This window comes from Leisingera sp. M527 (assembly GCF_025141525.1).
In the GTDB taxonomy this organism is placed as follows: Bacteria; Pseudomonadota; Alphaproteobacteria; order Rhodobacterales; family Rhodobacteraceae; genus Leisingera.
This window is the reverse complement of sequence record NZ_CP081040.1, coordinates 86,436-99,050: the sequence shown is the minus strand read 5'-3', so window position 1 is coordinate 99,050 and position 12,615 is coordinate 86,436. Positions and strand designations below refer to the sequence as shown.

At 63.7% G+C, this 12,615-nt stretch carries 12 protein-coding genes; 2 read left to right on the top strand and 10 right to left on the bottom strand.

All coding sequences use genetic code 11. The features are described from left to right. Positions 1-7 precede the first annotated feature (7 nt). The gene (gene ppsA / locus K3555_RS22855) at positions 8-2,374 is read left to right on the top strand and encodes a phosphoenolpyruvate synthase (protein WP_311200059.1); all 2,367 of its coding nucleotides are present in this window, start codon (positions 8-10) and stop codon (positions 2,372-2,374) included. Here ppsA and K3555_RS22850 read toward each other — a convergent pair. From K3555_RS22850 to K3555_RS22810, 9 genes are all read right to left on the bottom strand, one after another. Beyond that, the gene (locus tag K3555_RS22850) at positions 2,371-3,318 is read right to left on the bottom strand and encodes a 1-phosphofructokinase family hexose kinase (protein ID WP_260008885.1); all 948 of its coding nucleotides are present in this window, start codon (positions 3,316-3,318) and stop codon (positions 2,371-2,373) included. The two genes, ppsA and K3555_RS22850, sit on opposite strands and share 4 nt — an antisense overlap. Positions 3,319-3,357: 39 nt before the next feature. After that, positions 3,358-3,729, bottom strand: coding sequence for a hypothetical protein (locus tag K3555_RS22845; RefSeq protein WP_260008884.1), 372 nt, complete (start codon positions 3,727-3,729; stop codon positions 3,358-3,360). A gap of 24 nt (positions 3,730-3,753) precedes the next feature. Then, entirely contained in the window at positions 3,754-4,263 is a 510-nt protein-coding gene (locus K3555_RS22840; protein ID WP_260008883.1) for a hydrolase, read from the bottom strand. Between the two features lie 132 nt (positions 4,264-4,395). Then, positions 4,396-5,130, bottom strand: coding sequence for a hypothetical protein (locus tag K3555_RS22835; RefSeq protein ID WP_260008882.1), 735 nt, complete (start codon positions 5,128-5,130; stop codon positions 4,396-4,398). Beyond that, positions 5,120-7,573, bottom strand: coding sequence for a Lon protease family protein (locus tag K3555_RS22830; protein ID WP_260008881.1), 2,454 nt, complete (start codon positions 7,571-7,573; stop codon positions 5,120-5,122). The genes K3555_RS22835 and K3555_RS22830 overlap by 11 nt, the downstream gene beginning before the upstream one ends. 15 nt (positions 7,574-7,588) lie before the next feature. Continuing rightward, complete coding sequence (locus K3555_RS22825; protein WP_260008880.1) at positions 7,589-8,572, bottom strand: zinc-dependent alcohol dehydrogenase family protein; 984 nt, start codon at positions 8,570-8,572, stop codon at positions 7,589-7,591. 84 nt (positions 8,573-8,656) lie between these two features. Further along, complete coding sequence (locus K3555_RS22820; RefSeq protein WP_260008879.1) at positions 8,657-9,379, bottom strand: DUF5765 domain-containing protein; 723 nt, start codon at positions 9,377-9,379, stop codon at positions 8,657-8,659. A 3-nt stretch (positions 9,380-9,382) separates the two neighbouring features. After that, a complete protein-coding gene (locus K3555_RS22815; protein ID WP_260008877.1) occupies positions 9,383-9,682 on the bottom strand; it encodes a chaperone modulator CbpM in 300 nt (99 codons plus the stop codon). Positions 9,683-9,686: 4 nt separating this feature from the next. Continuing rightward, positions 9,687-10,619 (bottom strand): DnaJ C-terminal domain-containing protein, encoded by a 933-nt coding sequence (locus tag K3555_RS22810; protein ID WP_260008876.1) that lies wholly within the window; start codon positions 10,617-10,619, stop codon positions 9,687-9,689. A 453-nt stretch (positions 10,620-11,072) separates the two neighbouring features. Here K3555_RS22810 and K3555_RS22805 point away from each other — a divergent pair, with 453 nt between their 5' ends. After that, positions 11,073-11,516, top strand: coding sequence for a universal stress protein (locus K3555_RS22805; protein WP_260008875.1), 444 nt, complete (start codon positions 11,073-11,075; stop codon positions 11,514-11,516). 234 nt (positions 11,517-11,750) lie between these two features. On the opposite strand, the gene K3555_RS22800 is transcribed toward K3555_RS22805, so the two are convergent. Further along, positions 11,751-12,446, bottom strand: a complete 696-nt coding sequence (locus K3555_RS22800; RefSeq protein ID WP_260008874.1) for an IS110 family transposase — start codon at positions 12,444-12,446, stop codon at positions 11,751-11,753. Between the last annotated feature and the right edge of the window lie 169 nt (positions 12,447-12,615).

Genomic DNA, 12,615 nt, shown 5'->3' with positions numbered 1-12,615 from the left:
CGCTTATATGGAGGAGGCGCAAAGTTTCGACTGGATCGTCGCCATGGATGCGGGCCTGGTCGGTGGAAAAAACGCCTCTCTGGGAGAGATGATCCAGGCGCTTGGCGCCAAGGGCATCCACGTGCCGCCGGGATTTGCCACCACCGCAGGCGCCTACCGCGACTACCTCGCCGCCAATAAGCTCGAAGCACGGATTCACCAGGAGCTGCAAGCCCTGGCCGAAGGCCGCACCAGGCTGCAACAGGCGGGCAAGGCGATCCGCTCCATGATCCTGTCAGGCGATTGGCCTGCAAAGACCGCACAGGCGATTCTTGCCCATTACCGCAGCCTCAGCAAGACGGCAGGACAGCCGGATGTGGCCGTGGCGGTGCGCTCCAGCGCCACCGCCGAGGACCTGCCGGAGGCCAGTTTCGCGGGCCAGCAGGAGACCTATCTGAACGTCAGCGGCGAGCAGGCGCTGCTGGAGGCCTGCCGTAAATGCTATGCCTCGCTGTTCACCGACCGGGCGATCTCTTATCGCCGGATCCACGGTTTCGATCACATGAAGGTGGCGCTGTCGGTCGGGGTCCAGCAGATGGTGCGCGCTGACACCGGCGGTGCCGGCGTGATGTTCTCGATCGACACCGAATCCGGATTTCCCGATGCCGTCCTGATCAACGCCGCCTGGGGCTTGGGCGAAAACGTGGTCCAAGGCGCCGTGGACCCGGACGAATACCAGGTCTTCAAGCCGTTTCTGGATACTCCCGGCCTGATCCCGATTCTGGAAAAGCGGCTGGGGGCCAAGGCCGTCAAGATGATCCAGGACCGCGACGGCAGCCCCCGTAACGTGCCCGCCTCCAAAGCCGAACGGGCACAATTCGTGCTCAGCGATGCGGACATCCTGCTGCTGGCCCGCCAGGCCAAGGTGATCGAGGACCACTATGGCTGCCCAATGGACATGGAATGGGCACGCGACGGCGACGGCGGCAGAATCTATATCGTGCAGGCCCGCCCCGAAACCGTGCAGTCGCGTGCGGCCATCGGCACCCTGCGCTCGTATTCGGTAACGGATCCGGGGCCGGTTCTGCTGACCGGGCTCAGCGTCGGCAGCGGCGCTGTCGCAGGCCGCGTGTCGATCATCGAAAGCGCCGCTGACATCACCCGGTTCAAAGACGGCTCGGTGCTGGTCACCGGCACCACCGACCCGGACTGGGTGCCCATCATGAAACGGGCCGCCGCCATTGTGACCGATCACGGCGGCCGCACCTCGCACGCAGCCATCATCAGCCGCGAGCTGGGTCTGCCCGCCATCGTCGGCTGCGGCAACGCCACCGAGCTTCTGCACGATCAGCAGGATGTCACCGTCTCCTGCGCCGGCGGCGAACAGGGCGTCGTGACAGAAGGCTTGTCGCAAATCGCCGTCACCGAGGAGACGCTCGCAGACCTGCCCCGCCCCAAGACCCAGATCATGCTCAACCTCGCCAACCCCGGCGCCGCGCTGCGCTGGTGGCGGCTGCCGGTGGACGGCGTCGGGCTGGCGCGGATGGAGTTCGTGATCAGCAACACGGTCCGCGTGCACCCAATGGCGCTGGCCCGCTTCGATCAGGTGACCGACCCGGAAACCCGCGCCGTCATCGAGGCGCTGACCGCAGGCTATGCCCCCAGAACCGAGTACTTCACCGAACGCCTCGCCCGCGGCCTGTCTCGGATCGCCGCCTTCTGCCACCCCAAGCCGGTGATCATCCGGATGAGCGATTTCAAGACCAACGAATACGCCGACCTCCTCGGCGGGCAAGACTTTGAGCCAGCCGAGGAAAACCCGATGATCGGCTTCCGAGGCGCCTCCCGCTACTACTCTGAGGAATACCGCGACGGCTTTGCGCTGGAATGCCAGGCGATTGCCCGGCTGCGCGGCCAGATGGGGTTCAAGAACGTGATCGTGATGATCCCCTTCTGCCGAACCCCCGGGGAGGCCCACAAGGTTCTGTCGGTGATGGCAGAGCACGGCCTGAAACGCGGCCAGGACGGGCTAGAGGTCTACGTCATGTGCGAAATTCCCTCCAACGTCCTGCGCGCGGCGGAATTTGCTGAACGCTTCGACGGCTTTTCCATCGGCTCCAACGACCTCACCCAGCTGACCCTGGGCATCGACCGCGACTCCGATGCATTGGCGGAGCTGTTCCGCGAGGATGACCCGGCGGTGCTGTGGATGATCGAAACAGTCATCCGCGAGGCGCACAAGGTCGGCTCCAAGGTCGGCTTCTGCGGCCAGGCGCCCAGCAATAACCCGGACTATGCCCGCCGCCTGGTGGAGTTCGGCATCGACAGCATCTCGGTCACTCCCGACAGCTTCGTGCAGGTCCTGCGCAACGCCGCCAAGGTCGAAGCAGGCTAGAGCCCCTCAACTTCGCAATGCGGCAGCAGCGCCTCAACCTGACCGCTTTCAAACAGCGCGGTGCCCTCGCTGCCCACCGTGGCGCAGGCCGCAGCAACACCCCAGCGCAGTGCCTGATCCAGCGCCTCGCCGCGGGACAGCGCCAGCGTCAGCGCGCCGGTAAAGGCATCCCCAGCGCCAATCTTGCTCTGCACTTCAACATAAGGCGCACGGCAGAAAAACCGCTGCTCCCTTGTGGCCAGAACCGACCCCTCTGCACCGCGGCCGCCCACCACGATATCCCCCACGCCGCGGGCAATCAGGTTCTGGGCAAACCCCAAGCTGTCCGCGACCGTGGCCAGCGCGTGCCCCGCCGCCTGCTCCGCCTCCCGCTGGTCCAGCCGCAGCACATGCACTGGCTGGCCGGGCGCCGCCAGCAAATGCGCCAGCGCCGCCTTGGAGGTATCGACCACCAGCTTGTCCGTCCGCGGTGCAATCGCCGCCAGCACCTGATGCGGGAAATCATCGGCCAGCCCCGGCGTCACACCGCCGCTCAGCACCACATAGCCGTCCCGCGGCGCCGCCTGCGCAATCGCGCTCAGCAGCCGGGCACCATCGTCCGCCGTCATAGTCTCGCCCGGAACGCTGAAGCGGAACTGCTCGCCGGTGGTTTTATCCGTCACGGCAAAACTTTGCCGGGTTTCGCCGGGCACATGAACCGCCACCGCCAGCACGTCTTCCACCACCAGCAGCTGCAGCAATTGCTCGCCCATGGCGCCGCCAACTGCCACCAGCGCCGAGACCTCGCCGCCCAGCTTGCGGATCGCCCGGGCCGCGTTCACCCCGCCGCCGCCGGGATCCACCCGCGGCGCCTTGCAATAGAGCTTGGGGCCTGCCACCACCCGGTCGATCGACGTCGCCAGATCGACAGCGGGGTTCAGTGTGATTGTCAAAATCCAGGACATCAGCCTTCCTTCCCCGCGGCCTCTCCAAGCCGCATCTGTTCAGTCCTTTTTCAGGATCATCGCCAGCCGCAAAACCGCCGCCAGGATCGCCTGCCCCAAAACCGGCGACTTTCCCAGGCCGATCGCCGCGTCATTGTCGAGATTGTCGTTCTCTCGCAGGGTGCAATGCCAGCGGCCATGCTTGCCATAGGCCCGGCCCCGGATATGCACATCCCAGTCCGGGAAAGCCGCGTCGGCCACATGCATGGCCCCATCCGCGGTGCCAATGTGCTGCGCCGCTTGTTCATCATCCGGCGCAGCTCCTGGCAGCAAATAGGCCAGCGCATGCAGCACACCGCCGAATTCCGCCAGGGTGAGATCCGCCTCATTTTCCAGCCGGTCAATGAGGATTTCCAGTTCCGGGTCTTGCATAGCCACCTCCTGCAGAGTGAATCGTTAACTGACTTCGGCAACTCCGATGACATAGTTCTTGCCGTACGCCCGGGCACATTTCGGACAGGTCGTATAGAACATAAAAATGCGCCCCGCGGTCTTGCCGCTGGCTTCGGCAGCAACCTCCATGTCATGCATCCAGTCCTTGGCCCTACGGTAAGAGCCTTCGAACACCCGGGTGATGAAGTCGCCGGAAATCTCCTTCATTTCTTCACCGGGCACCCGGCGGGTCACCGCAAGGAAATGCTCCGCTTCCGCGTGGGACAATTCCCGGCTCAGAACCAGAAACCCTTTGGGGTCCTGCGCACCGGCGTCTTTGATTTGCCTCTGCGTCCGCGCAAAGACTGTCCCCATGTTCAACGGAATATGCAGCAGGCTGCGGGTCTTGACCCGGACAAAGAGCTTCTTCTCGAAATGCAGATTGCGGCCATCCCACCCTGCCGGGTTAAACTTGGGGCAGCAGCCGGTTGTGTTGCAGGACATGTCCATTTCGGGCACCGTATTTGTTTGCATGCCTCGGCCTCCCCGCTTGATATGACGCCTTCAGTCTAGTCCCGCCGCGGCAGGATGAAATGATGCGGGTCAATCCTCCAGGCGTTTTGAGCGTGCTCCCGAGGCAACGCCCCTGCCCGCCTGCGCGCCGCCTCAGCCGCCGGTCTGAAGGATCAGCGGGCAGCGGGCTGCGTCCTGGATGCGGGTGGCGGGCGGCAGATCCGCAAGCGGCGCCGCAACGATGACCGCCGCCGGGTTCATGTGCTCCAGCTGCCGCAGCAGCGCCTCCGGCTGCGCACAGAACCGGGTCTCCAAGCCGCTGTCCTCCTGCCCTGCCGGAGCGGGCACCGGCTCCGCTCCGGCGGGGCAGGCAACCAGCGCCACCAGCGGCTTGCCCGCCTTGCGCGCCAGCCGCTGCGTATAGTCCGGCACACCCTGCCCTGCCGCCAGGATCACCGCAATGCGGCCCGCCGCCCGCAGGATCGGCTTGAATCCGAAGATCAGGATGTCCCCCGCCTGCGAGACCCTGCGCAGTTCCTCCTGCACATGGCCCTCCGCCTCCCGGAACGAGCTTTCCAGCGCCGCCGCAGCAGCGCGGGCGGACAGCAGCCCCCGGAACCGCCGCGCATCCGCCTGAAACGCCTTGGCCAGGGCCGCCCCGGTCAGCCCGGTTTCCCGCTGCCCCGAATAGGACACCGCCCGCGAATGCGCATAACCCGCCGCCAGAACCGCGGTTTCGCGGACAAATACCCCCTGCAGCTCCGCCCCCAGCTGCCGTGCCAGCTCCATCGCCAGCACCAGTGCCGCCTCCGCGTCCGTATAGCAGCTGGCGCCCAGAATAACCCTGGCGCGCCCCGCCTTCCCTGCCCTGCCCGCATCACGTTGCATTGCCGCTGGCCTCCTTTGCAAAAGACTTGCGGATCTCGGCAAAGCTTTGCAGCCGGTCCTCCACCAGCCGATTCAGGCTGCCCTCCGCAAAGGCCCCGTCCGGGCCGCGCACCCCGGCTTCCAGCCCGGTCAGCACTGCAATTCCATCGCTGACAGAACTCATCGGGCAGATGTGAAACCGCTCCTGTGCCACCGCATCCACAACACGCTGGCGCAGGTTAAGGTGGCGCACATTGGCCGCCGGTATCAGCACCCCTTGGCGGCCTGTCAGCCCGCGGTCCGCACACACATCAAAGAAACCCTCGATCTTCTGGTTCACCCCGCCGATCGCCTGGATATCGCCGAACTGGTTCACCGACCCGGTGATCGCAAAGGACTGGTCCAAGGGCACCTCCGCCAGCGACGACACCAGCGCAATCAGCTCCGCCGCCGAGGCGCTGTCGCCCTCCACCTCGCCATAGCTCTGCTCGAACACCAGGCTGGCCCACAAGGACAGCGGAGCGCTGGTGGCATAGGTGGCCGCGAGGTACCCCTGCAGGATCAGTATTCCCTTGGAATGGATCGGCCCGCCCAGCTCGGCCTCGCGTTCGATATCGACCAGCTTGCCGGTGCCGGACCGGGTGCGCGCCGTCAGCCGCGACGGTCTGCCAAAGCTGTAATCGCCGATCTGCAGCACCGTCAGGGCGTTGATCTGGCCAATGCGCGCGCCGTCGGTATCGATCAGCACGGTGCCCTGCTGGATCGTTTCCAGCCCCAGCTCGCGCACCCGCCCGGCCCGGCGTTCCTTCTCCGCCACCGCGGTCTCGATATGCGCCGCGCCGATATGGGCGCTGCTGCCGCTGTCCGCCCAGAACTCCGCCTCGCGCAGCAAGTCGGACAAGCGGCTGAAGTTCAGGGTCAGCCGCTCCGCATCACCCGCCATCCGCAGGCTCTCCAGCAGCATCCGCTCCACCGCTGCCCGATCCATCGCCCGGGCGCCTGCACGCCGCGCCAGCCCGGCGATCATCTTCGCATAGCCGCCCGCCGGAGCCCCCTCCTGCAGCCGCAGATCATCGTCGAAATCCGCCTCCAGCTTGAACAGCTGCAGGAAATCCGGGTCCAGCGCCGACAGCAAATAGTAATGCAGCCGCTCGTAGTAATGCAGCCGCTCGCCGATCAGCACCACCCGCACGCTCAAGGGCACCGGATCCGGCTCCAGCGACACCGTGGAGATCAGGCTCAGCCGCTCGCCCGGCGAATAGATCGGGATCTCCCCCGTCCGCAGGCAGCGCTTCAGCGCGTCCCAAGCCAGCGGCTCGCTCAGCACCTGGCGCACGTCCAGCACCAGATAACCGCCATTGGCCCGGTGCAGGGCGCCCGGCTTGATCATCGTGAAATTGGTGATCAGCGTTCCCATCTCCGACGCATATTCGATCCGCCCGATTAGATTGGCCATCGTCGGCAGCTCCTCCTTGACCACCGGCGCGCCTGCGCTGCTGCTGCCGTTCGCAACCATCACGTTGACCCTGTAGCGCTGGAACTGCGACAGCTCGAAATGCTTGCTTGTGGGCACCGGGAACGGACCGGCCTCCTCTTCGCCCTCCCCGATCAGGAACAGCTCGGCATTCTCGATCAGATCGCGGCGCACCGCCTCCAGGTAGCGCATCACCGCCGCCTCGCCGGCAAACCCCTCCTGCACCTCGCGGATCGCCTCGTCCACCCCGCGGGAGGCCAGCTCGTAATGCAGCTGCTCCACCTGCCGCCGGTGCTCCTTTTCACGCTTCGGCACCGCTTGCAGCACCTCTGACATCCGCTGCTGTATGCGGTCGATCACCGCTTCCAGCTCTGCACGCTCTTCCTCGCCTAGCGCGTCGAACTGCTCCTGGGTCAGCACCTTGTCACCGCGCAGACCCGCAAAACTGAAGCCGACCGGCGTGCGCATGATCGCAACGCCCGCCGTGCGGGCATCGTCAAAAACCTCCGCTATCTCGCTTTCATGCGCGGCAGAGAAATCCTCCTCGATGGTGCGGCGCCGGGTCTGGTAATCCTCCGACTCAAACAGCGCTGGGATCTGATTGGCCAGGTCGTCCACCAGCGTTTCCATCATCTTGCGCAGGCGGCAGGCGGACCCGGCAGGCAGCCGGATCGCCAACGGTTTGTGCGACACTTCGAAGTTGTTGACATAGACCCAGTCGCAGGCCACCGGCCGGTCCTTGGCGATCCCGGCCAAAATGGACTGGGCAAGCGCACGGCGGCCGCTGCCGGGCTGGCCCAGGACAAAGACATTGAAATCCTCATAGCCGGTCAGGGCACCCATCCGGATCGTATCCGCCGCCCGCTCCTGCCCCAGCCAGCCGGGATCGCCGTCCAGTTCGTCCGTCAGCGCGAAATCCAAGCCTCCGGACGGCAGAACAGGCTGCAGTTGCGCCGCCTTCAACTCATTAAGCTTTTGCGTTTTTGCCATTTTCACCTCGCACTATCAGGGCACCAGCACCGCGGCGCCCTGCAAATGCCCCTGCCGCATATCCGCAAGCGCCTGATTGGCCTCTTCCAGCGCATAGCTGCGGGTCCGGGTGGAAAGACCGGCCTCCACCGCCAGGGACAGAAACTCGTCACCATCCTGCCGGGTCAGATTGGCCACCGACAGGATATGCCGCTCGCCCCACAGGTCCGCATAGGGAAAACCCGGAATATCACTCATGTGAATACCACCGCAAACCACCCTGCCTCCCTTGCGCACGGCCTTCAGGGCCGCAGGCACCAGGCTGCCAACCGATGCAAACAGGATAGCGGCATCCAGCTCTTCCGGCGGCCGCTCATCAGAGCCGCCTGCCCAAGCAGCGCCGAGGCTGCGGGCAAACTCCTGCGCGTCCGTGTCACCGGGCCGCGTCAGCGCAAAAACCTTGCGACCCTGCCAGACTGCCAGCTGGGTCAGGATATGCGCCGCCGCCCCGAAACCATACAGGCCGATATTGCCGCCCTCGCCGGCCATCCGGTAGCTGCGGTAGCCGATCAGCCCGGCGCACAGAAGCGGTGCCAGCTGTACCGGGCTGGCCTCCTCATCCAGCCGGAACACATAGCGCGCATCGGCAACGCAGAACTCGGCAAACCCGCCGTTGCGGGTATAGCCGGTAAAGACCGGCGCATCGCACAGGTTCTCCCGCCCCTCGCGGCAATAACGGCACTGGCGGCAGGTGCTTCCCAGCCAGGGCACGCCAACCCGCTGGCCAGTGCCGAACCCCTCGGCCCGGCTGCCTGATGCCTCAATGCGCCCGACAATTTCATGCCCGGGGATCAGCGGCACAGCAGCTTCGGTCAGGTCGTCATCAGCGATGTGAAGATCGGTGCGGCACACGCCGCAGGCCTCGACCCGGATCAGCACCTCCTTAGGCCCCGGCTTCGGCCGGGAAACATCCTCCAGCCGGAGCGGCTCACCTGCTTTATGGAACACCATGGCACGCATCTTGCGACTCCTGTGTTTCAGATTACCCCGCAACGGATCCCAACGGGTTGATCCTGATCACCCCGGCAGGATTGCCCGCCGCCGCTAAACCCGCAGCCCCCACCAGCTTCTGGCGGTGAAGGCTTTGCGCATCCAAGGGCTAAGGCCGATACACAGAACCACGATTGAAAAAAGGCACCAGACAGCAGGCATCTCGTTCGGGTTGCTGGTCAGCGTCCAGGCCAGCACCGGCCCGGCGAAGAGATGCATCAGCACAAACCGCCACGCCCCATAGGCCAGCGGCAGCAAGAACACCGCCGCCATATAGGCCGGAAAGCCGGACTGCACCCCAAGCGCAGTGTCCAGCGGCACCAGCAGGCCGTTGTAGGGCACATTCCAGGCAATGTGCCAAGTCCCCGATACGGTACACAGTACCTCGGCGCACAACGGCGCTCCGGCCGCACAGCGTCCCAATGCCGGCACGGGCAGAAGCTGCAGGAGCATCACCCCCGCCGCCCCGAAGCTAAGGCCCAGCACCCACGGCCTGCAGCGCGCCCTAACGGCGGCCGGCACCAGCTCCAGCGCAAAGGCGTTGATCAGGACGGGCTGAAAGGCGATGTGCAGATAAGACAGCAGCGTGACGCCCTTGTTCACCGTTGCACTGCAGTCATCGGCGGTCAGGTATCCGGCCAACTGCAGGGCCTCCATGACCGTGAAATAGCCAAGCACTCCCCACACCGCCAGTGGCCGGCCCTGCCGCCGGCAGAGTATCGTTGCCGCGGCTCCGGCAACCGCCATTGCCGCAGAGGCTTCCGCGTTCCAGCACATCCGCTAGACGTCTTCGAACGACGCCAGCCGCCGCCGCATCTCGTCCCGTTCCGCCAGCAAGTCCAGCACCAGCGCAATCCCGGCGGCATTAACTCCCAAATCCCGGTTCAGGCGCCGTGCCTTCTTGGCACGGGCGATGCTCACGCTGTGAAACTGCCAGTTCTGGATAGCTCCCCCGTCGGGTTCCAGAACCCCATGTTCGACCAGCTCGATGACCCAGTTTCTGTCAGCCTGGCAGAACCGGCACAGCTCATCCAGGGTCAGGCTAACGACAACTGTACTTTTTGCCTTTGCAGGTTTCATGCGTCTATCCTCCGATCCCGGCACGCGGGTTGAACGGCACCTCCCGGGCCATCTGCTCAAAGACCCGGCGCGCCTCCTCCGTCGTCACCTTAGGGTTCACGATCCTGAGCGTTGCGAAGATATCTCCGGCGGGGGTTCCCGGCAGCCCTTTGCCCTTGAGCCGCAGCTTCTGGCCGCTGCGGGCATTGGCGGGAATGGTCAGGGCAACCTTGCCATCCGGTGTCGGCATCATCACCTTGCCGCCCAAGGCCGCTTCCCAGGGGGTCACTGGCAGATCGAGATACAGATCACGGCCATCCGACCGGTAGACAGGATGGGGCGCAAAGCTGACTTCCAGAAACAGATCACCCGCCGCGCCGCCTTCAGGGCGCGTCAGTCCCTGACCCGCCAGCCGGATGTGCTGCCCCTCAGTGATCCCCATAGGAACCTGCACAGTGATGCTACGCTCCTGCAGCTGCGTGGAGCCATCCGCTGCCACATGCGGCACTCTGAAGGTCAGGACACGGGTGGCACCGCGGTAGGCATCCGCGATTTCCAACTGCAGGCGCGCGTGCTGGTCAGCGCCCCGGATGCCCGCCTCCGCGCCAAAGGGCTGCCTTTGGCGCCGGAACAGGGTTTCAAAGAAGTCGCTGAAAGCTTCGGCATCCTCAGGACTGCCGCCGCTGAACCCGAAACCGCCTTCCCAGTCCGGCGGCGGACGGAACCCGTCCTGTACTCCGGTCTCCGGCTTGCCCAGCTGGTCATAGGCAGCGCGACGTTCCGGATCTTTCAACACCTCATAAGCTTCGTTCACATCCTTGAATTTCGCCTCGGCCTCTTCCGTGGCATTGATGTCCGGGTGGTACTTCCGGGCAAGCTTGCGGTAGGCCCGCTTGATTTCATCTGCATCCGCCGATGGCCCGATGCCGAGGATCTTGTAATAGTCCCTGTACTTCATGCCGCAGCTTCCCCGAACTATTGCTGCACCAGTGTGCCACGCCGGAACCCCCTGCGGGTTGATCAGGATCATAGCGCCAGAACCAGTCTTTTTGGTGATGACTCTATTGAAGTCTAAGACGACGTTAAAAGAGCTTTGAAAGTACATTCAAATGACAGGGTGCGTTTTACACAGCAGTGCGGGCTTCGGAAAACTGGCCCCCTGACCTTCAAAGGAGATGATCGGGCTTTTCCTCGCGGACCTGACCGCGCCCGCAGGCAAGACCCATGCTCTACCGGCCAGCGCATGTGTTAGCGATTCCCAGGTTGAGCAGCAACTGCAGTAACTGACTCAAACGGCCAGCCTGTGCTCGCTGAAGAATGCGTCGGGGCTGAGTCCCATACCAGCACTTCTTACTGAGCGCCGCTTATGGGCCGTTGCGGCAGATCAATGCCGTTTCCCTCAGGAACGGTCATGATGCCATATCCAAAAATGGAGGCCAAAATGGTAGAGTCTATACTGGTGCCTGTAGACCTTGCACACAAAGATGCTCTCAAGGCTGCGGTGTCTGAAGCGGCGAATCTGGCAAAGGTACACAGCGCGAAGCTCACTCTGGTTGGCGTCACCGGGTCAGGTCCGTCGGAAGCCGCGCACAACCCCAAGGAATTCGAAGAGAAGCTAGCGGCATTTTCAAACGAGATTGCGGACCGGATTGGAATTTCGGTTGGCTCCAAATCACTGGTCGACGTTGACGTGGCAGCTGACCTTGGGGAGGTGCTCATCAATGCTGCCAGCGGCATGGGGGCCGATGTGATCGTTATGGCGTCCCACATCCCCGGGTTCATGGAGCATTTCTTCGCATCCAACGCGGGATATGTTGCAAGCCACGCAAAGTGTTCTGTGTATGTTGTGAGATAATCGGCACCAGTTCTCTGATTGCGGCATTGTCAATCGGGAAAGCGAGCCGTCCGTCCAGGGTCATGGTTCTCTCCGAGGTCACGCGTGTTGTGCCTCATCATGGTTTTCGGTGCTGGTCGTCTTCAATGTATGGCTCGGGTTTTGCGGAATACTCCACTTCCCATCGGCCCGCGCGAGATCGACCAACCTCCGCCCCTTCGGTCAGCTTCAGCACAGGTTAGCTGTTTACGCTGTTTATGCTGCCACGGCCGGATTCCGGTAATCTTCATCTTTCGTAAACATTGCCCAAATTGACCGGGCCATCTTGTTGGCCAGAGCAATAGCAACCAGCATTCGAGGTTTGCGCTCCAGCATTCCAGCAAGCCAAGAATCCTTTGCCGCGCCGTGCCGCAAGGCCGCGCGAACCACCGCCATTGCCCCAATAATCAATAGCTTCCGAATGTCGCGCTGACCCATCTTTGATGTTCGCCCCAGCCGTGATTTGCCGCCAGAGGAATGATGCCGCGGCACGAGGCCAACCCACGCGGAGAAGTCACGCCCGCATCTAAAGCCTGACATGTCAGGAGCGAAGGCCTCAATCGCCAGCGCCGTTACCGGCCCAACACCTGGTGCGGTCTGCAGACGCCTCAATGTCTTCGATGACTTCGAAGCTGCCCGCGTTTTTTCCTCGAGCCTGGCAATATGGGTGTCCAGAGTGGCCACCTGTTCGAGATATTGATGCCCCAATTCACGTACCATTTCTGGCATGCCGACGTCATCGCAGGCCAGCGCTTCAGCCAGAGCCTTGAGATGCACACGCCCCATTGGCGCGATCACACCGAATTCGGCCAGGTGCCCGCGCAATGCATTGATAACCTGCGTGCGCTGGCCAACCAGCATTTGCCGTGTCCGGAAGAGCATCGCACGCGCCTGATGGTCTTCGCTCTTCACTCTGCAGAACATCACCTTGGCACACTGCGATGCCGTTAGGCGGGGGCATCCACGCCATCACTAACAATCAAACCGGACCACTCAGGTGGGGCTGATCACTTGCATGACGGGCGGCAACCACAGAAGAAGATCGGACACTCTCGTGAATGCTGCGGCTCGTGATATTCCA